The organism is Tunicatimonas pelagia (genome assembly GCF_030506325.1).
GTDB classification, from domain to species: Bacteria; Bacteroidota; Bacteroidia; order Cytophagales; family Cyclobacteriaceae; genus Tunicatimonas; species Tunicatimonas pelagia.
Genome location: NZ_CP120683.1, coordinates 5,949,049 through 5,969,968 on the forward strand (window position 1 = coordinate 5,949,049; position 20,920 = coordinate 5,969,968).

Genomic DNA, 20,920 nt, shown 5'->3' on the forward strand with positions numbered 1-20,920 from the left:
TCAAACCATCCCATCATGCAACAACTTGGATTTGTGAGTGCCATTCTGGCCGAAAAACCCTTTGAAGAAGTAATCGACTTTGCTTCCGAAAATAAGTTTGCCTGCGTAGAAATTATGTGCTGGCCAGTAGGGAAAGCCGAACGTCGTTACGCTGGGGTTACTCATATTGATGTGGATGAATTGGATTATGACCAGCTAAGCCATATTCAGGATTATCTCAAGCAAAAGAACGTCTTCATTTCCGGGTTGGGCTATTACCCTAATCCATTAGCGGCTGATGAAAGTAAAGCCCTACAGGAGATTGAACACATTAAGAAAATTATTCCGGCAGCAGCTAAACTGGGTATTCCGGTAGTCAATACGTTTGTAGGGCGTGAGCCCAGTCGAAGTGCAGACAGTAACTTTGCGGTATTTAAAGAGCGTTTTCCGGAGATTGTGAAAGTGGCCGAGCAGCATAATATTAATATTGGTATTGAAAACTGCCCGATGTTCTTCACTCAAGACGAGTGGCCGGGCGGAAAGAACTTAGCCTATAGCCCGGCGAATTGGGATCGGATGTTTGATATTATTCCCAGTCCTAATTTTGGTCTCAATTATGATCCGTCCCACCTGGTATGGATGCAAATGGATGAGATACAACCTATTTACGATTATCAAGATCGTATTCATCACGTGCATTTGAAGGATGTGAAAGTGTACCGCGATAAGCTTAATCGGGTAGGGGTGCTGGCTACTCCGCTGGAGTATCATTCGCCTAAATTACCTGGTTTGGGAGATGTCCGATGGCGGGATTTCTTTTCTGCGTTAACCACTATTGGCTACAAAGGGCCAACCTGCATTGAAGTAGAAGATAAGGCTTTCGAGGATTCAGAAGAAGCGATCAAATCCTCTATCCTAATCGCTCGCAATTACGTCAACCAATTCTTCACTTAATTGAAAAGTGACAATTGAAAATGGATAATGATTAAATAGTCATAACTATCAATTTTCCATTGTCAATTGTCAACTGCACTCTTCTTTGGCAAGAATCCGAACGACCATTCCGTCCATATCATCGGCGAGGCGCATTTGGCAGGCTAGCCGACTAGCATCGGTTACTTCCGGTAGGGTGTCCAGCATATCCAGTTCTGGGTCAGTGGCTTCTTTGTATGAATCATCACCTTCTACAACTTCCACATGGCAGGTAGCGCAAAGAGCCATTCCTCCGCAGGTGGCTTGCACCGGATAATCGGACGCTTTCAGCAACTCCATCAGCGATAACTGCATATCAGTCGGGGCTTCAATCGCCCTTTTTTCACCGCTTTCCTCTTCTACAAAAATTGTGATTAAATCATCTGCCATAAACTATTAGTCATTTGGGTTTGGGAATGAGATATTAGGTAATTGCTAATCCCCCAAAACCAAGCTTTACATCGTTGGAGCTCCGTTTACCGTCGTATACTTAAAACTAGGCTTCTTACCACCGCTCACAATTCGGTAGGCTGAGTGCGACATAAGTGCCGCTTCATGAAAGCCGCAGAGAATCAGTTTTAGTTTACCAGGGTAGGTATTGATGTCACCTATGGCGTAGATGCCGGGCACGTTGGTAGAATAATCTTCGGTATTTACCACAATGGCGTTACGATCTAGGTTCAAGTTCCAGTCAGCAATGGGGCCAAGTTTTGGGCTCAGACCAAACAAAGGGATAAAGTAATCAGTGTCAACGGTAACCGAATTTTTTGCTTTATCAGTGATGACACAAGCATTGAGCATACCATTTCCTTGAATGGCGGTAACATTGGCATTGAGCTGAAGGTTGATTTTCTTTTGATCCGCCAGGCTCATCACTTTCTCGGCTGAATCAGGAGCACCCCGGAAAGTACTGCCTCGGTGTACTAGCGTAACTTCTTCGGCTAGCTCGGAAAGATACAGTGTCCAGTCCAAAGCAGAGTCACCGCCTCCGGCTAGAACCAATTTTTTACCTCGAAACTTCTCCGGGTTCTTAATAATGTAAGCGATGCCTTTGCCCTCGTATTGTTCCAGATTTTCAACGGCGGGTTTGCGAGGCTCAAAGCAGCCCAAACCACCGGCGATGACAACCACTTTGCAGAATACTTCGGTACCTTCATTTGTTTGTAGTCGAAACGAATCATCTTCCAGCCGATCCAGTTCTTCCACTCGCTCGCCCAGCGTGGCGGTAGGGTGGAAGGGAGCAATTTGCTGTTCCAGGTTGTTCACTAAATCTTGAGCGAGAATATCGGGGTAGCCCGGAATATCGTAAATGGGCTTTTTAGGATAAATTTCGGATAGCTGACCACCAATTTGCGGTAAGGCATCAATCAGATGGCAACGCATTTTTAGCAAGCCTGCCTCAAATACCGCAAACAAACCTACCGGCCCGGCACCAATGGTGCAAATGTCAGTTTCTACTCGCTTATCTTCAATACTTTGTACCATAATCAATTCCGCGTTCTTAAATTTTTTTCTTCCCTTTCTTAAGGGAAAAAGGGGCTACTTTTTGAGTATCAATACGTAAAAGTAAGAGAAATTGTTTGCTATACGAAATATTATTATGGCAAATAAAATGAGAAAGTTTTTACGTTTCCAGATTTTTGTAAATCTTGTTGAGGGTAGACCGAAAGTGCTCAAAATCTTCAGGCTGCAATCCCTGCCAAGCCGCTTTACGAATTTTACCCACTTTCGGCTTCATTTCTTCTACTTTAGCTTCACCAGCACTAGTGAGATGCACTTGGTACTTTCGGCGGTCTTGGGGGTCGGCAATACGTTCGGTAAGCCCTTTGGCGCAAAGTAGGTCTACAATGCGAGTGAGCGTAGGCATTCCCTTGTAAATAGCCTCAGCTAGTTCGCTCTGACTTAAATCTGAGCGGACATACAATTGTTTTAGCACCATCCACTGGTCTACGGTTACCCCAAAGTCAAATTCGGTAAATTTCTTCTGGGCGTACTGTTTAATCCGGCGTTGGGTTTTTTCTAATAGAAATGAGTATTCGCTGTAGGGGTCGTGGGTAGTCATTGTTTGATTTTCAGTGGATCGTCTCAAATATAGAAAAACTACCGAAGCTACTTGCTCCCGGAGGGTGATTGGCTTGAAAATGTAGCGGTATTTCCGTACCATCGTAAAAACCGTTAACTACACAATTTATGAGTTCTTCTCGTCGCCAGTTTCTTCGGCAAAGTGCTTTAGGAGGGGCTGCTCTTAGTATTCCCGCTGGTTCGCAACCGTTAGCAGAAAAGCACAATATCAAATTAGCAGTGTCATCTTATTCTTACTGGCACTTCCGTACTCCTAAAGTACCAATTGAACAGGTAATTGATGAAGCTTCTGCTTTGGGTCTGGCGGGCGTTGACGTTTTACACCGACAGATGGAAAGCGAGGAAGCCACCTACCTGAATAAACTAAAACGACACGCTTTTCAGAAAGGAGTAGCCTTGATCTCGCTCTCTATCCACCAGGATTTTGTGTCGCCCGATAAGGCCGAGCGACAAGAAGCGATTGATCATACGAAGCACTGCATTGATTTAGCGCATCAGACGGGTATTCCCAGTATTCGCCTTAACTCCGGTCGCTGGGGTACCTCAGGCTCATTTGATACTCTGATGGCTAACCGGGGCATAGAAGAACCCATTGAGGGCTACACTGAAGACGATGCTTTTGATTGGTGTATTAATTCTATTGAGCAGTGTTTACCCTACGCCGAAGAGAAAGGGGTGTTGCTAGCTCTGGAAAACCATTGGGGACTGACCTCCACACCGGAAGGATTGCTGCGTATCCGTAAGGCGATCGTTTCGGAGTGGTTAGGTATTCTGCTAGATACCGGAAATTTTCTAGAAGACCCCTACGATAAACTCAAGATGGTTGCACCCTACGCTAATTTTATTCAGGCCAAAACCTACTACGGCGGCGGTGAGTGGTACACGTTAGATCTGGATTACAAACGTATCATCAAACTACTGCGCGATGTAAACTATCAGGGATATATATCTATTGAATTTGAAGGAAAAGAAGATGCCGAAAGTGGCGTGCGTAAAAGTGTAGAGATGCTACGGGAGGCGTTGAGTTCGTGAATGATTCTTATACCAATGAGGCTAGAGATTACTTCACTACACTTCGTTCCGTTCATAATGACGTTTTAATTAAACACTATTGAAGGTTATTCATAGAAGGTGGCACATTCTCACTAGCCCAAGTTTTATTTGGCTCACTACCCATCTCTAACACTAACTCACCACCATCTACAATTTCCTGATGATTAAGATAAGCGCGATATAATGGCTCACCGTTCAGAGTGGCGGATTGAATATAGCGGTTTTCGGCGGAGTTATTAGTAGCCCGAATAGTAAACGGTTGCTTGCTGGCATTCAGGGTAATCTCATCGAATACGGGGCTACCGATTACGTAGTAGGGTATTCCGGGAGCAACGGGGTAGAAACCCATCATGCTAAAGACCAGCCAGGCCGACATTTGCCCGGCATCTTCGTTACCACTGAGTCCACCCGGTTCGGCACTGTATTCTTCGCGGATAATATCGCGCACCCGCTGCTGGGTTTTCCAGGGAGCACCAGCGTAAGCGTACATATACACCGTCTGGTGTCCCGGCTCGTTGCCGTGCCAGTAGTATCGTTGCTCAAACAGCGTATCCAATTGCTGAATGTATCGTTCCCGTCCTCCCATCGCCTGCATTAGTCCGGCGACATCGTGAGGCACGTACCAAGTGTACTGAAAAGGCGAGCCTTCGGTGATAAATGGGGCGCGGGTAGCTACTGGGTCAAATGGTTCGTACCAATCGCCGTTGGCGTAGCGACCCCGCACGTAGCCCGTGGTGGTATCAAAGACGTGTTGCCAGTTTTTAGCTCGTTCGGCTAGAGCTTGGTAATCTTTGTCTTCACCAAGTTTTTTAGCTACCTGTGAGAGTACAAAGTCATCGTAAGCGTACTCTAAAGTGCGGGAAGCTTGCTCGCGCTGGTGAAAAGAATCGGGTACACTGTCTTCTAGCGGAATGTAACCATACTCCAGATACGAATCCATCGCCCGACGGCCTTGCCCATTGCGGTAGCTGGCAGTATCGGTATTTGCTTCAAAGGCGTTCTTACGCATCATTTTATAGGCCAGTTCCTGGTCAAAATTATCAATCCCTTTCATCCAGGCATCTCCGATCATGGCGATTACGTGATCGCCAATCATGGCCGAAGTGTAACTGTTCCAGGCCGGAAAGATGGGCAGCCAGCCACCCTGTTCCGCCTTTTTTAGCAACGATTGTACCATATCCGCGGTACGTTCGGGGTTGAGTAACGTTTGCAGCGGATGCACCGCCCGAAAGGTATCCCACATAGAAAAATCGGCGTAGTAGTCAAAATCTTCGGCTAGATAGACCTTTTTGCTGCCACCGAATCCCAAGTAGGCTCCGTCAGTGTCGCTGAAGATCCTAGGCAAAATCATGGCGTGGTAGAGGGCCGTGTAGAACATCGTGCGTTCTTCTTTGCTACTACCGCTCACCTGTACTTTGCTCAGTTGCGCTAACCAGGCTTCTTCGGAGGTTTGGCGCACCTGCTCAAAATCCCAGTGAGGAATTTCAGCTTCCAGGTTCTTCCGAGCCTGATTGATACTAGTGAATGAGGTGCCTACCTTCACTTTTACTGCCCGATCAGCTGCTAGTTTAACATAAGCGCCTACCGCTTGGCCTTCGCCATCTGTTTTAGTTTCTTTGGGTTGAATATCATCCCCTTGCCATACGCCAAAATCAGTAAAGCCTTCTTCTATCTGAATAACAAAATACCCGCTAAAGCCCGCCGACTCGCCCCAGCCTTGATAAATACGGTGTACCGGATTAAAACCCACAACCTCGTTGCGTTCCGGGAAAATCTCTACAAATCCTTCGCCTTCGTCGCTGTTGGGTTCAATAATCAAATTTAATGAATCGCCTTCGGGAGTGAAGCGTAGCATGGATGACCGGGAAGTGGCGGCTACTTCCACCTCAATCTGGTAATCAGATAAGTTAACGGAGTAGTAAGCAGGAGTGGCGGTTTCTTCTTCGTGCGAAAAGGCCGAAGATCGCTCCTCGGGTTTTACTTTCAACGATCCGGTAGTCGGCATAATCGTAACGCTACCGTAGTCTTGGGTGCAGGAGCCACTCATCCAGCGGGAACCCCGAAAGCCCTGAATACGGGTATCTTGGTAGTAGTAGGGTGACAGGCATTTTTCCTCAGTGGCTCGGGTCTGGGGTGTCCACTGCGTCATGCCGAACGGAACGCCCACTGCTGGGAAAGTTTGGCCCCTAAGCTCTGAACCCGATTCGCTGTGCATCTGGGCAGTTTCAGTGGTGCTGGGAGCCGTTCCAATTAGCGGATCAACGTAGGATAGCAGGGTGGGGGGAGCGTAAGGTTCGGTAGCACTACAGGAAAAAAATAGAAAACTGGATACGAGGAAAAAAGTGCGGTAAGCGATAGTCATACGTGGGTAGGTAACAAATAAATAGTGCTGATAATTTCTAGGATTCTTGGCAATTAACCAAATTCGCTGGCAAGCTAACAGCAATTATATTCTTTACTTAAAACAATGGGTAGAAAAGCTTTTATCGTCATTGACATGCAAGGGGTTTCCTTTACTGCCCTCACCCCACGCTTTGATACTGAGGGCGTAGTTAAGCGAATTAATCTGCTGAGTAGCTACTTTAGAAAGCAAGATGCTCCGGTAATATTTATTCAGCATGATGGGACAAAGGAAGGAGGGTGTATTCCGGGAACTGAAGAATGGAAATTGTTGCCTGAACTAGAAGTTGAACCTACCGATCTGGTTATCAGTAAAATGGCCAACGATGCGTTTTATCGGTCTGATTTGCCTAACCAATTGAGCAGAATGGATGTAAAGGAATTGGTGATTACCGGCTGCGCTACCGATTTTTGTGTGGAAGCCACTGTCCAATCAGCTTTGGTGAAAGACTACTCAGTAACGGTAGTGAGAGACGGACATACAACCGCAGATCGCCCTAGCCTAAAGGCTATAGATGTGATTGACCACTACAATTGGGTGTGGGAAAATATGACTCCTACCAACGGGGCAATACAGGTGCTGACTACCGAACAGATTTTACATACTTGAGCTGCCTTTTTGAGGAGTAACTCGGATACAACCGGTTAGTGAAAATTTGTAATATGAAAGTAGAATAATAAGTGAAAGTGAATTATTCTTAAAAAAAATTCGGTTATAAAGTATATTTTAAAAATTTTATGGAATTTTTTCGTATTATGAAAACCTAAACTACTTATAGGTGCTCTCAGAATTTAGAGGTACTGAGCCTATTGGCTAACATCAGTGAAATATGCCTCGTGAATTACGTGCGATCAAGCTAGCTTTCTTCTGTTCATATCTCTTCTTAGTAGAATCAGGAGTCGCTCAAACTCAAGTATCTTTTAAGCGATACGATGTACTGGATGGACTTTCTCACAATGCAGTCCGAGAGACTATGCAAGATTCTACCGGGTTTGTCTGGGTTGCTACTGACAATGGCCTCAACAAATTTGACGGTTACTCTTTCAAAAAGTATTTTCACGTTCCCCGCAACGATAGTATTACTACAAATCACCCAATAAAAGTACTAGAGGAAGATCAGGAATTTAACATTTGGATTGGTACCTGGGGTGGTGGTATTTACGTTTATGACTATTGGAACGATCAGTTCCAAAGTATAGTTGAAACCAGTGATGCGAGTCGGTTGGATTTCAACTTTGTTTACGATCTATACTATGACGATCAAGGGCGAATGTGGGCGGGTACAGTAGGTGGGCTAGCTCAAATCAATACGGAAGACTACTCGTTTACCTACTACCAACACGACCCAACGGACTCTACCAGTTTGAGTAACAACCGGGCCATCGCCATCAGTGCAGATCAGGAAGGGAACTTATGGGTTGGTACTCTAGGCGGTGGGTTGAACCACTTCAATCTGGATAGTGAAACTTTCACCCATTTTCGGCACCGCTCCGGTGACCCTGCTAGCCTCAGCCAAGATGATGTTTATTCCGTACTCTGTGATGCTCAGCAACGAATTTGGGTAGGTACTTGGGATGGAGGGTTGAACCTAATGGAAGATCCAGATAAAGGTTTTGTTCATTTTTACCACCAACCAGACAATTCTACTAGCTTAGCTAATAATCAGGTTTGGTCAATAGCAGAGGGGCAGCAAGGAAATATTTGGGTAGGTACTGATAACGGACTGTGTTTATTTCAGGAACCAGAACGCACATTCGTGGTCTACCGTAATGATCCCTTTGATGTAAAAAGTTTATCATCCAACTCTATTAAGAGCCTGGATGTAGACAATCAAAATCGGTTGTGGGTAGGCACTTACGACGGTGGAATCAACTTGTACGATCCTCAAACCAATCGTATTCAGCACTACTACCAGCGACAAAACCAACAGTCTATCTCTAGCAATAATGCAACTGCGTTTCTTGAACTGAATCGCGAACAGGTTTTAGTAGGAACCGACGGGGGAGGGCTGAACCTGCTGAACCGTAGTAGCGGAGAGGTCACTCAGTTTATTCACGATCCAAATAATCCTAGTAGTATTGGAAGCGACAAAGTGAAAGCTTTGCTACTCGATCGTCAGCAACGTATCTGGATTGGGTTTTGGAATGGTGGAATGGATTACTTTGATACTGACAATCAAACTTTTACGCATTATCGGGAGAAAGAAGGTAATGGACTTGCTAGTGATAATGTGACCTGTTTGGCAGAAGACCAAGAGGGAGTTATATGGTTAGGAACCTTTGGAGGAGGGCTACAGTCGTACGATCCGGCGAATAACCGTTTCACAACTTACACCCAAAGCCCCGACGATGAAGAGGGATTGAGCGATAAAAATATCTGGACTGTTCTGGTAGATCGGCAAAATAATATTTGGGTAGGAACTAGTAACGGACGAGTTGACATGCTAGATCGCCAGCAGAACCGCTTCATTCGGATGCTGCCCCGCCCTAACGATAATCGGGGATACACGGTACTAACGCTTTTTGAAGATCAAGCCGGTAAAATATGGGCAGGACTGGATGGCGGCGGTCTGCGCCTACTAGATCAGCAGAACAACAGTTACGAACAGTATACCACTACCGAAGAACTACCCAGTAATACCATCAATACCATTGAAGAAGATGCTAGTGGAAATTTGTGGGTAAGTACCAATTATGGGTTGGCTCGGTTTAACCCAGTTTCCAAAAAATGTGATCGGTTTACGGTAAGCGACGGTTTGCAGGGACTGCATTTTAATCGGCAAGCCTCCATCCAGTTGTCATCCGGCGAGCTATTTTTCGGAGGTACCAATGGGTTTAACATTTTTTATCCCGACAGCCTAGGAGATATTTCCCTGAATGCCCCTATTGCGTTCACCAATTTTGAGATATTCAATCAGCAAGTACCCGTAGGAGCGGATGGTTCGCCGCTAGAGGTAGACATTAATTATCAAGAATCAATCACCCTCTCACACGAACAGTCGGTGTTTACTTTATCGTACGCCAGCATTAATTTCACTAACCCTAAGCAGGTACGTTACCAGTACCGCTTGTTGGGTTTTATTGATGATACCTGGCAAGATGCCGGAACTGATCGAAAAGTAACTTACACTAACCTTAATCCGGGTCAGTATGTGTTTGAGGTGATTGCGCGGGTGGGAGGCGTAACAACACCATTGCGCCAATTAGCCATCACGGTTACCCCGCCTTGGTGGCGCACCTGGTGGTTCTACGTTATTACTGGGTTAGCGTTTGTATCACTTTTATACGCTATTTTCTGGTTGAGATCGCAACATATTATTCGTACCAACCGGAGGTTAGAGGCCGAAGTAGTTGAGCGTACTAGAAAAATGCAGGAAGCCAATCAGGAACTACACCAGAAAAACTCGCTGATACAAGACCAGAAAGAAGAAATTCAAACGCAAGCGGAGGAACTGATCGCTTCTAATGAAGAGATACGATCTATTAATCAGCGCTTAGAAGATACGGTAGAAATAAGAACAGCAGATTTGCGGAAATCGAATGAAGAGCTGGATAATTTTGTCTACCGGGTATCGCACGATATTCGGGCACCACTGTCGTCGGTTCTAGGGTTACTGGAGCTAATGGGTTTAGAAGAATCTGTTGAGCAGCAAAACGCCTATCGGGAGATGGCATTTAAAAGCATTAATAAGCTGGATGGGTTTGTGAAGAATATTCTGGATTACTCGCGAAACTCTCGCTTACAAACACAAAATAAGCAAATTGATTTTCATCAGCTCCTGGATGATCTTCTGGAGGATCTTCAATACATGAAAAATGCTCAGAGGCTACGCATTATTCGTGAGATTGATGATAAGAAGATTTATTACAGCGATCCTATGCGCTTGCAGGTAGTGCTTCGAAATTTATTATCAAACGCTATCAAATATCAAAGTCCGTATGTGGCAAACCCGTTTGTAAAAGTACAGGTAGTAATCAAACCTACTGAAACTATCATCACTGTAGAGGATAACGGAATTGGTATTCGGGAAGAACAAGTGCAACACGTTTTTGAAATGTTTTATCGGGCTGATGATCAAGCTTCGGGCTCAGGTATTGGACTGTACATTGTAAAAGAAACCATTGATAAGCTAGGTGGTACTATTACGCTGTCCTCTCAATCAGGTACGGGAACCATATTTGGGGTAAAACTTCCCAATCACTTTGTTGAACGAGAGCGGTAAGCTGGTATAGGTGCTATGATAATAGAATTGATCGCTTAGGTTGCGGTATATTTCTCCAGTGCTGCCCGAGCATTTTTTCTAACTTTATTCTGAACAAACGGGGTAAAGCCCAAGAGCTTTCCAGGAGTACCCAGTGCCATTGTCGCCCATTTCCAAAAGTTAAACTGATCGGTGTGCTCTACGATCTTACCGTCGTTAATTACAAACTCAGCCTGAATGACATTGTGTATAGAGCGTTTATTTTTACCAAAAAGGTAATTACCTTCCCAGGTAGCATTACCACCTGTAGTGGTTCCCTGCACATTGTAGAAGTTGATCTTCAAACTACCGTGCCCTCGTTCAATGAGCATCCGCCACATGTTTCTAGCTTGTTCACCGTGTAATTGACCAAATGCAGGGTCTTCAAACTGAATGTCATCACAATAGTAAGCCACCATCTTCTCAGCATCTAATTGTTGGAAAGCAATATAAAACCCCTGAATGATTTGCTGATGCTGCTGTTCAATAGTCATAAAATGGGCTAAAGAGGTTTTTATTTGAGGATACAGTAAAAGTTACTCCTTGACCTTTATCAGGGCTACCCAATCCGCCTCTCTATCAGTAAGTGGGTAGCCTATGCCAGTATCATTACTTGCGGTTACTTTTGGTATACTTCCGGTTTGCAGATCGCCACCCTGTCGGGGATTATACCACATTACAGAGAATTTCCCTCCTGAGTCGCCTAGGTTGATTGATGGGGATTGCTGAGCTGTTGGTAAGTACACGGCGTAAATTTCATTTTCCAAAGCTAAGCAATAGGAGGTAGTATCTGAAGTAAGTTCGTCGGCGGGCTTCATCTTCCAGAATGGTAAGTGGTCTTCAAAAAATTGCCGGGCAAAGCGGTTCTGATCCCAGAACATATCCCGGCTGCGGAAGTCTTCACAGGTAAGATCGGAATTAGGACTATTGTAACCAAAGTACCACTCTACTCCGTAGCCGCTGGCCATCAGTGTGCCCCACAAAGCGTTGCTCCGGGCTAAGTCATGAGTAGGGTCTTCGTTATCGGGTAATAAGGCAAATTTAGCATTACCGGGTTCGTCAACGGCCAATGCCCATATTTTTCCGGTAGAATCAGACTTGGCGCGCCACTTGAGTACGCGGGGGTGTACGTCGCGAAAATCTCTATCACTCAATTGCAGCGATGCCCCGGTAAGTGCGGACTGATCACCAACTAGCTCTTGATAGCGATTATCTTGCTTAGGATAGGTATGGACAACCCGATGATGCTGATACGGATCAAGCTGACTGATATAATCAGCCACTTTTTTTACTTCTTCAATAGGTTGATTGTTTTCTTCACCCAAATTCCAGTTCATAGCCAGATGATGCCCGAAGCGAGCAATAAGTTCGCGGTAGTATAGTTTACCTTCTGTCCCAAAAGTTCCATCATCCATCAAATGGTCGGTTTCGGTTTCATGGGTCTTGAAGTGGAGGAACATACCTTTTCGCTCGGCGTAGTCAAATATGCGCTCCCACTGCTCCAGCTTAGAAACATCCAGCCGAGTTCGGTGAAACAGAGTAGCCCAGGCCTCTTTGTTCTTTTTATCGTTGGCGTACTCCTCATATTTCTCTTCCGATACTTTCAGGAGATAAGGATATACGTTACGGTCGTCGCCATCTACATTGAAGGTGAGGAAGGAAAAGACATTCAGGTACTCCGAAGCTAAGTAGTTAATTGCTCCCAGTAGGTTTTTGCCTTTGCCCTGCTGCCAACTAAATTGGGAGGCTGCTTCGTCAACGTCCTGTTGATGAGGTGCCCAATTTTTTCTCAAGTCAAATACATTAGGCGTAGCGTCAATATCTTCGTAAGCCAAGAGGTTTTCGGGGGCGTCTACCCCTAGTTTGATAAAGTATTCTTCGGTTTCAGCGTATTTCAGGTAGCGCTCACCTACGTAATTCAGTCGGCCTTGGATCCGGTTGTCTGGTAACAATTTGTCAGAATCAGCAATGGTGAAACTTCCGGTAGTATCATCGGCAAACCCAGCGCTGGCAGCTGCGGCAATATCGTCTTGAACTGCAACTTCTTTTCCTTTTTTAAACGAAACTGTATACGTCCATTCGCCAGTTTGGTCAGGGGTGAACCTAGCCATCCATTTGTTTCCGGCTTCGGCACTGCTTTCGGCGGCGTTACCATCGGTAGCATAGAAGCCAGGTACTACGTAAGTTTGGCTGCCATTCGTAAAAGTTACATCCAGACGGTAGTTCAGAAATGGGTTTTCATCGGCCAACTCGCTGGTTTCCGGTCCTTCAAAGATGAGGGTTACTTTGTGCCACTTCTTCAATTCTCCCTGAATATCGACGCTGGCTGTTTGGCTGCAGCTAGTTATTATGGTCAGTAGTAGTAAGTAGGTTATTGTGAGTAAATATGATTTTATAAGCATTTGAAAATCATTAATTTATATAATTACTGTCGCTGAAAGACCTGACCAATGCGGATTGGAAGTCTGCTGCTAATTTATGGCAGTATATTGTCATGGTTCATAATTGTTTGTGTTGTTTTACCTGTGTCAAAATCCCCCCTGCGCCCCTTAAAAGAGGGGGAGGATTTCTCTCATCCTTTATGAAGAGGGTTAGGCGATTTATTTGATACACTGCGTTTTTTCGCTATGTTTTACCCCCGAAATGTTAATACCGTATAGCAACCGTTTGAACACTACGCGCTAATACACATTTATTCCGCAGAAAGACGAACCCTTATCGTCTCTCCATCTTCCGACATCAGGTAAGCTGGAATGCGGATTTCTAATCGCTTCAGGCCATCAATCTGCCGGTCTAGTTCTAGTGGTGCGGGGTCCAATGAAATTATGGATACCGTTAAGTCGGGGTGGGAGAGGTTCTCGAGCGTTAACTCCTTGCCATCTTGCCTCAGCGTAGCTCCACCTTCCACAATATCTACGTCGGCGGTAGTCATCAACTGCCAGGTGATGTGCTGGGTAGAATCATTCGGTACAATCTGGTCTTCAATCAGCAACGACTGATTGTCTTCCTTAACAAACCGGCGGGTAGCACTGGCTATATGGTTACCAAAAACCTCCGACATATCAATAGTTACTTCCGGTTGCTCACCGTCCTGAAAATCAGTGATAGCGGCAAATCCATCTACGTGGTGCAAAGCGTTGTTTACGGTGACGGTACTGTGACCATAGTTATTCTTTGTGAGCAGTGTCCAACGTTCACACTCCTGGCATCGGCCCCACAGGTTGAAGCCCGTTTTTTCCAGATTGTGGTATTTTTGATTACCGGGATCAATCACCCAACGTACCCCGTTTAGTTCAAAGATGAACGACCCCGCATCCATATTACCGTGGTTCACCGAACCCCGACCGCCTTTTCCACCGAAATAATACTTGTTTGGATTACCCTCTTCAGTTCGGAAGAAAACAACGGGGTTGGAACCATTGCCTTTCCATGCGAGGGGAAGCGACTTGCCACTATCTTCTTCAAATTGCGATAACCAGACTAATCCAGCTCCTGTCCAGCGGGATAGTTCACCCATTTCCGCTGGGTCGCGCAGAAAGCGTTCTTTTTCGTAAAAAACCTCGTTCCCAGTTTTAATCGCAAACCAAGCCAGGGTCATATCGCCGTTTTCGCTCCGCTTATCGCCGCAATCGGCAAAGTTGTAGTACCAACCGGAGGGAGCCATGCTTAGTGCCCGAAATTCAGCACTTTCTTTAAAAGCCGGATAGTCGGCTAGACCAAAATCGGTACCGAACGCACTTTCTAGCATGGAAGCGGTGAGTACCGAAAAGCTGGTTCCGTATCGCCAGTAGGTTGAGCCTTCGGGATAAACACCATCGGGACCGTATTCTTCCAGGGCGTGGGGCATCCCTTCCAGTGCCCGGTGAATAGTTTTGGCAGCCAGTTCGGGGTCTTGCTCAGCAATTACTACGGAAGCAGCAATCATACCGCCGTGGCACACCTGGTTCCAGTTGTTGTTGTTATCAATCCAACCGACATTGCCCTTTTCATTGTAGCTGGGCATAATACCTTTCTCAATAAGTGCATTTTTGGCTAATTTAACAGTAGAAGCGGGTAAGTCTTCCCCGACCCAATCGACTGCTAACGCTACAGCTAGTGACATTTCGGCTACGTCCAGATAGTGGGAAGGGTTCCAGTCCGAAAAGTTACAAACGGCGGTTACTTCATCGTTGACCCGATTTAGAACTTTGTCGTCCCGATCTATCCGATAAGTCATTCCCAGAATATTCATACGGTAGAGCATCTCACGGGAAACGCCTAACAGCCTTCTCCCTTCCATTTCTCGCTCCAGCAAGGGCTGCTGCTGAATTTCTTCGGCGTTTAGCTTGATAGCTTCGTATACGTTCTTCACCACCTCGTCAGACTTCAAGTCTTTCTTGAGCTGTTTTTCAATGGCTGGAGTAAGAACTAACCGAGGACTACCTTTACGAAGCTTCTTTTTCAGGTAGGCTACGTCCATCGGGTTTTCCAGTTTCACCGGGTCATCATCTGAGTAGGGAGTAGCCGAAGTAAGTTCAACAATCCCAACGATCATTCTCACTGATAAATAAAGGCTTAATTGCGAAATAAGTATAGATTTCATAGATATGGTTGTTGTCAGATAATGTAAGAAAAAAGCCCGTAATTTTTCAATTACAGGCTTTAGAAAATACGTTAAAGACTATAGTTACTCACTAGCACCCCAACCCGGGTTTTGCCCCACATTAGGATTTTGAGCAAGGGTATTCAATGGAATGGGCCACAAGTAATGCTTACTTTCATCAAATACGGGGTTGGCAAAATCGGTTCCTTCGTACACATTAATATACGTATTACCCGTTTCAGGATCTACGCTGGTGGCTACATTAGCTCCTTCATAGCGAGCAATAGCGGCATCATCCCAGCGAATGCCTAAGTCGGGTTGCTCCAGTTTCTTGCCCTGTCGCCAGCGACGAAGATCGTTGTAACGGTGCCCTTCCATAAATAGCTCTACCCGGCGTTCGCGACGGATTTCAGCAATCAGAGGCGTTACTCCGTCACCTGCGTAACGGGGGTCCATCTGCGGGTTCATGGTCATTGGGGGCATAGCTACTCGGTCGCGCAGTAGGTTAACGCTGATATCCAAATCAGCCTGGGTGATGGTTCCTAATTCAGCCACTGCTTCGGCATAATTCATCAGCACCTCGCCGAATCGTAAAGTGATAGCAGGTGATTCAGCGGTGTTAAAGGCCTTACCAATCATATCCTCGGCATTGTACACCTTAATGATGTGATAACCCGTGGTGGTTTTGCGCCCTCCGGGCATCCCGGCAAAACGCGGGTAATCGCGACCATCGCCGTTATGGTACATATATTTTTCTGAGTCGTCGGGGTGTAGTACCGTCTGACGCATCCGGGGGTCACGATTTTCAAATGTACTTTCAATCGTAGCATCTCCTTGATATAGGGGTGACGAAGTAATGGGTAAACCATCGGTACATAAGTAATCATCGACCATGCTTTTGGTGGCGCCCCCCGAGTAGTTGCTCCAGTAGCTCTGTACATGATTGGTGGCGACTCCTAACTGATACTTACGCCAGTACATCACTTCGGGGTTACCCGTTAAATCAAGAATGCGGTGGTAAGCATTGTAATCGTTCTCAGGGTCGCCAGTATTGTAAAGAGTATAGGGACCATTATCCATTACTTCGCGGGCAGCAGTAGCAGCTTCCTGTAGCCACATTTCAGCATCAGAACCACCGTGATACTTACGCCAAGTGCCTTCAAACAAGCACACCCGTGATTTTACTAGCAGGGCACACCAGCGGTTCAGCCGACCCGGAGCGTTGCCATCTTGCCAATCATCGGGTAATGATGTAGTAGCGAAGTTGAGGTCTTCTAATACGTTAGCCATTACCTCTTCGCGAGGGGTACGGGCAGCAAATACCTCCTCTGATTCAATATTGAGTGAGCGATCAATCCACGGCGCATCGCCAAACTTCTGCACCTTATCAGCGTAGAACCACCCTCGGAACAAAAGGGCCTCACCAACATAAAAATTACGTACTTCTTCTCCAGTGAAACCATCTCGGTCAGAAATAGTGGGCTTGTCGTAGTTTTCCAAGCCGAAGTTGACGGCACGTACCAAGTCCCATCCTCGGTAGCCAAACCACTGGCCAGTATTGCCATTAGCTTGGGCGGGTGGGTTATGCACTCCTGCTCGTATCTCCTGATAATAATTATGGCGAGGGTGGACTGGTGCCATATTATCAGAAAATTCATCCTGATACCAGATACTGAAGCGGTGGCTATCGAAGTTATTGTCGTGCCCCATCATAATCGGAACGTTATCATCTTGCCGGGCAATATCGTATATATTGTTATTGTACACCCGTAAGTCATTTTCATTGTTCCAGAATACTTCGTTGCTAATCTCGTCGAGCGGCTGCCGCTCCAGAAAATCGTCGTTGCAGGCTTGCATCAGCCAAGCAGCTACAATTAAAAGACTAATTACTATATAGCGTTTCATAAAATATGCTTTAAATATTGATTAAAAAGATACTCCAACCCCCAAGGTGAAGATGCGCTGAATGGGGTACTGAATTGCTCCGTAAGCAGTTTCAGGATCTAGGGGAGCTCTAATTGGGCTATACTCCCATAGGTTGGCTCCGGTGAAGAATATCCGGGCTGAGGACATTCCCGCCCGAGACGTTAATTCTTCAGGTAGGTTGTAGCTTAGGGTAATATTTTTCAAGCGCACGTAGGCTGCGTTCTGGATAAAGCGCGACTGTACTCGCTTATTCTTACCATCGCCAGTAGAGATATGGGCAGCGGGAAAATAAGCATCTGGGTTCTCTTCACTCCAGGTATCAGTCAAGAAGTATTCTTCTACGTGCCCGGCGTTGAAAGGGAAGAACCAGGTCCAGTTCCCTGAACTCGGCCAGATATCACGTTGCATAATACCCTGGAAGAAGGCGGTAAGCCGGAAGTTTTTGTAGCTCACACCACCCGTGAAGCCGAATGAGCCTCGTGGCGTAGTGTTACCAATTACCCGACGATCGCCCGGATCTTCCAACGTGTTGCTGCCGGGGGTGATTTCGCCATCCCCGTCCAGATCAGCGTACCGAATATCACCCGCTCGCCAGTTAGCACCTAATTGCTCTTGGGTGGGAGCATTATCTACTTCCTCCTGCGTTTGGAAGATACCTACCGTTTCGTAGCCCCAAATTTCACCTAACTGCTGCCCTTCGTAGTAGTTATCTAGTTCACCATCTCCTCCAATATTAAGTGCGCCATTCGGATTATTGTAACGAGTGATCTCTCCCATGAAATCTGAAATAGCAATTTGAATGTTATATCCCCAGTTAGACCCTATTCGGTCTTGCCAGGTAATGGCGGCCTCCCAACCCCGAGTAATTAGGTCAGCCCCGTTGGTGCGGGGAGGAGCGGTTCCCAGCACATCAGGAGCTTCTACCCGTAGCAGCATGTTCCGGGTTTCGCGGGTATATACGTCAAAAGAGGCATCGAAGCGGTTACCAAACATAGTAAGGTCTAGACCTAGGTTACGGGTAGCTACCGTTTCCCAAGTAAGTGTGGAGCTTACTAAACCAGGAGCCGATACGAACGGAATAAAACCATTGCTCATCATATATGGCGATTGACCAATACCCAAAGTCGGAATATAGGGATAATTGATCTGCTCCCGCTCCGGGGCGTATGCCTGGAAGCTAAGTTGGTTTTGATTTTGCAGTACCTGATTGCCCAGTTCACCATAGGATACCCGAACTTTTAGGTTGTCCAGCCAACTATCAGTGCCGTCCATAAAAGCTTCTTCGGAGATACGCCAGCCAACTGATACTGAAGGAAAGAAACCGAAGCGGTCGTCAGTCGGAAAGCGTGAAGTGCCGTCGTAGCGCCCGCTCGACTCAAAGAGATAGCGATTATCGTAGATGTACTTCACGCGATAAAACGCACCTCGTAGAGCATTATCGGAACTGGCACCGAAGGTTTGTTGGGTACCTACTGTTGCATTAATATCGGTGATGGCTGGCGTAATCAATGAGCGATTCTGTACCCCAATTGATTTTTCCTGGCGGTATTCCTGATTAAATCCAATTAGAGCGGTAAGGTCGTGACGGGGGAACTGCTTCATTTCGTATTCAGCAAAGGTGTTGAACACGTAGTAGCGTCGATCGTAGGTGCGGTTCTGAATCCAATCATCCCCACTAAAGCCGTTACTAATCGGGTTTTCTTCGTTCAAGTCGGTAGAAACAATCTCCACCTTGCTCTGCACATCTTGGTAATCCACATCGAAGAGATTATACGAGAAGGAGCCGTACAACTTTAACCCCTCTATCGGGGTTATTTCCACTCCTTGCGTCAGCCAGGTATCGTTGTTAGTAAAGGTAGTGCGACCGCCGTCTTCAAGGTAGGGGAAGAAGTTAGTACCTCCGAAGTACATGCCAATATACGGTTCATACTGCGCTCGGTCTCCTTCGGTCTGGTAAAAGGGCAGGTCAGGAAACTGGATAGGTCTAATGGGGCTTACCCGAGCTAACGAGTTGATGTTAACATCCCAATTATAGAAATGCGGCTCGTCATTACGTTGAGAGTTAAACATTATCCGCTCTTCAAGCTTAAGCCAATCATTTACTTGAAAATCAGCCTTTAGTAGTACGTTGTACCGCTTGAAGTTCTCGTTTTTCTCACTGTTTCTAAGATAGCCATCTTTATTCAGGTACCCAATAGAGGCGTAGAATGAAGCACCCTCATTCCCACCCACAATTGATATATCGTGCTGATCGGTAGGAGCAAAGTCGGTCATAATATTTTCTTGGTAGTTGTTATTACCGTAGAAACGCAACTCACCATCCACGACTCCCCATTCATTTTCGGGAATTGGATTTTCGCTGTACCTCCGGGTTCCGTCTACAAAATCCTGGTCAAAAGAAGGCTGTCCGAAAGTACGCTGGTTGGCAATATTCCGGGCTAGTACAAATTGATGAGGGTCAGTGATAGGGTTCATATTGAAGATGGGCTGAGCCAGTGACCATTGAGTATTCAAGTTAACGTGAACCTTACCATCACGCCCACTTTTTGTAGTAACTAAAATTACCCCGTAGGCAGCTCGAGCTCCATAGATAGCCGATGCTGATGCATCCTTAAGCACGCTAATCTTTTCAATATTATTGGGGTTGATTCGATTCAGGTCCATTGGAATGTTATCAACCAGCACCAGTGGCTCGCCCCCGTTAATGGAAGTGTAGCCCCGTACATTGAAACGGATAGGCTGAGATGGGTCACCACTCTGAGGGGCAATATTTAAGTTAGGAATCACGCCCTGAAGTCCTTCCCCTACGTTGGCAATGGGGCGATTTTCCAGTACTTCACCATCAGCAGTTCCTACTGCTCCAGTAAGGTTTACCTTTTCTTCCGTGCCAAAGCCTACCACTACTACTTCCTGAAGGCTTTGAATATCCGGTGCCATAACCAAATTAACTGTGCTTCGACCATTGATTTCTACTTCTACTGAAGTGTATCCTATAGAAGAAAAAATCAGAACTTCGGCACCAGCAGGAGCATTTAAACGATAATTCCCGTTTACATCAGTAATTGTACCCTGAGCCGAGCCTTTAACTAAGATATTGACTCCGGGCAGAGTTTCGTTCGTATCACCATCGGTTACTGTTCCCGAGATTTGACTCTGGGCTAGAAGGGAAGCAGGGCCCCAGAGGCAGAGTAGCCATACTCCGAGCGCCCGCATCAGATACGGTAAAATGTTCGTCATAATAAGAGAGTTTTAGGTATTAAATAATAAATAGAAAGGTAATTTATAGTCAAGTAAGTATTGTGTAGTAGCAATATGTTAACCGATTGCATTAGTAATTTACTAAAAACAGTTATCGATTACTTGAAGTAAATAGTTTTGTGTGAATAATAAAACAGTTATTTAAAAAAGTAATAATTATTCAAGAAAGTAGCTATAATTTATAATTACCTCTCTTTAGCAGTAGAAAAAATGGCCAAATTTGTTATATATGTATTTTATACAATTACCACTTATTTATAAAACTGAGGTTATGTAAAACTATATATAACCATATAATATTATATAATAGTGCTTTCATCAGGTAATTCAGAAGATGTGACTTAATGCATATAATAGCAATGCAATCAATTAAAATAGTATAATTAAAAGTTGGCAATAGCCATACTATAAATACGCTATTTTCGGT

General features: G+C 45.6%; 13 protein-coding genes. 4 read left to right on the forward strand and 9 right to left on the reverse strand.

Annotated features, from left to right (window positions below; translation table 11 throughout):
• The first annotated feature begins 15 nt into the window (after positions 1-15).
• Positions 16-933, forward strand: a complete 918-nt coding sequence (locus P0M28_RS25500; RefSeq protein ID WP_302206210.1) for a sugar phosphate isomerase/epimerase family protein — start codon at positions 16-18, stop codon at positions 931-933.
• Positions 934-1,002: 69 nt separating this feature from the next.
• On the opposite strand, the gene P0M28_RS25505 is transcribed toward P0M28_RS25500, so the two are convergent.
• From P0M28_RS25505 to P0M28_RS25515, 3 genes are all read right to left on the reverse strand, one after another.
• Positions 1,003-1,341 carry a 2Fe-2S iron-sulfur cluster-binding protein gene (locus tag P0M28_RS25505; protein ID WP_302206211.1) on the reverse strand — a complete coding sequence of 113 codons (339 nt, stop codon included), beginning with the start codon at positions 1,339-1,341 and terminating at the stop codon, positions 1,003-1,005.
• 66 nt (positions 1,342-1,407) lie between these two features.
• Positions 1,408-2,436, reverse strand: a complete 1,029-nt coding sequence (locus P0M28_RS25510) for an NAD(P)/FAD-dependent oxidoreductase (RefSeq protein ID WP_302206212.1) — start codon at positions 2,434-2,436, stop codon at positions 1,408-1,410.
• Between the two features lie 139 nt (positions 2,437-2,575).
• Positions 2,576-3,115, reverse strand: coding sequence for a MarR family winged helix-turn-helix transcriptional regulator (locus P0M28_RS25515; protein ID WP_302206214.1), 540 nt, complete (start codon positions 3,113-3,115; stop codon positions 2,576-2,578).
• A gap of 26 nt (positions 3,116-3,141) precedes the next feature.
• On the opposite strand from P0M28_RS25515, the gene P0M28_RS25520 reads away from it, so the two are divergent.
• Positions 3,142-4,065 carry a sugar phosphate isomerase/epimerase family protein gene (locus P0M28_RS25520; protein ID WP_302206216.1) on the forward strand — a complete coding sequence of 308 codons (924 nt, stop codon included), beginning with the start codon at positions 3,142-3,144 and terminating at the stop codon, positions 4,063-4,065.
• Between the two features lie 76 nt (positions 4,066-4,141).
• Here P0M28_RS25520 and P0M28_RS25525 read toward each other — a convergent pair whose 3' ends face one another.
• A complete protein-coding gene (locus P0M28_RS25525) occupies positions 4,142-6,448 on the reverse strand; it encodes a GH92 family glycosyl hydrolase (protein WP_302206217.1) in 2,307 nt (768 codons plus the stop codon).
• 105 nt (positions 6,449-6,553) lie between these two features.
• On the opposite strand from P0M28_RS25525, the gene P0M28_RS25530 reads away from it, so the two are divergent.
• Entirely contained in the window at positions 6,554-7,096 is a 543-nt protein-coding gene (locus P0M28_RS25530; protein WP_302206219.1) for an isochorismatase family protein, read from the forward strand.
• A 220-nt stretch (positions 7,097-7,316) separates the two neighbouring features.
• Positions 7,317-10,709 carry a sensor histidine kinase gene (locus P0M28_RS25535; protein ID WP_302206220.1) on the forward strand — a complete coding sequence of 1,131 codons (3,393 nt, stop codon included), beginning with the start codon at positions 7,317-7,319 and terminating at the stop codon, positions 10,707-10,709.
• Between the two features lie 35 nt (positions 10,710-10,744).
• Here P0M28_RS25535 and P0M28_RS25540 read toward each other — a convergent pair whose 3' ends face one another.
• The 5 genes from P0M28_RS25540 to P0M28_RS25560 form a co-directional block, all read right to left on the reverse strand.
• Positions 10,745-11,221, reverse strand: coding sequence for a nuclear transport factor 2 family protein (locus P0M28_RS25540; protein ID WP_302206221.1), 477 nt, complete (start codon positions 11,219-11,221; stop codon positions 10,745-10,747).
• A 42-nt stretch (positions 11,222-11,263) separates the two neighbouring features.
• Positions 11,264-13,030, reverse strand: a complete 1,767-nt coding sequence (locus P0M28_RS25545; protein ID WP_302206222.1) for a DUF5060 domain-containing protein — start codon at positions 13,028-13,030, stop codon at positions 11,264-11,266.
• 389 nt (positions 13,031-13,419) lie between these two features.
• Entirely contained in the window at positions 13,420-15,309 is a 1,890-nt protein-coding gene (locus P0M28_RS25550; protein WP_302206223.1) for a heparinase II/III domain-containing protein, read from the reverse strand.
• Between the two features lie 84 nt (positions 15,310-15,393).
• Positions 15,394-17,214, reverse strand: coding sequence for a RagB/SusD family nutrient uptake outer membrane protein (locus P0M28_RS25555; RefSeq protein WP_302206224.1), 1,821 nt, complete (start codon positions 17,212-17,214; stop codon positions 15,394-15,396).
• Between the two features lie 21 nt (positions 17,215-17,235).
• A complete protein-coding gene (locus P0M28_RS25560; protein ID WP_302206225.1) occupies positions 17,236-20,472 on the reverse strand; it encodes a SusC/RagA family TonB-linked outer membrane protein in 3,237 nt (1,078 codons plus the stop codon).
• Positions 20,473-20,920 lie beyond the last annotated feature (448 nt).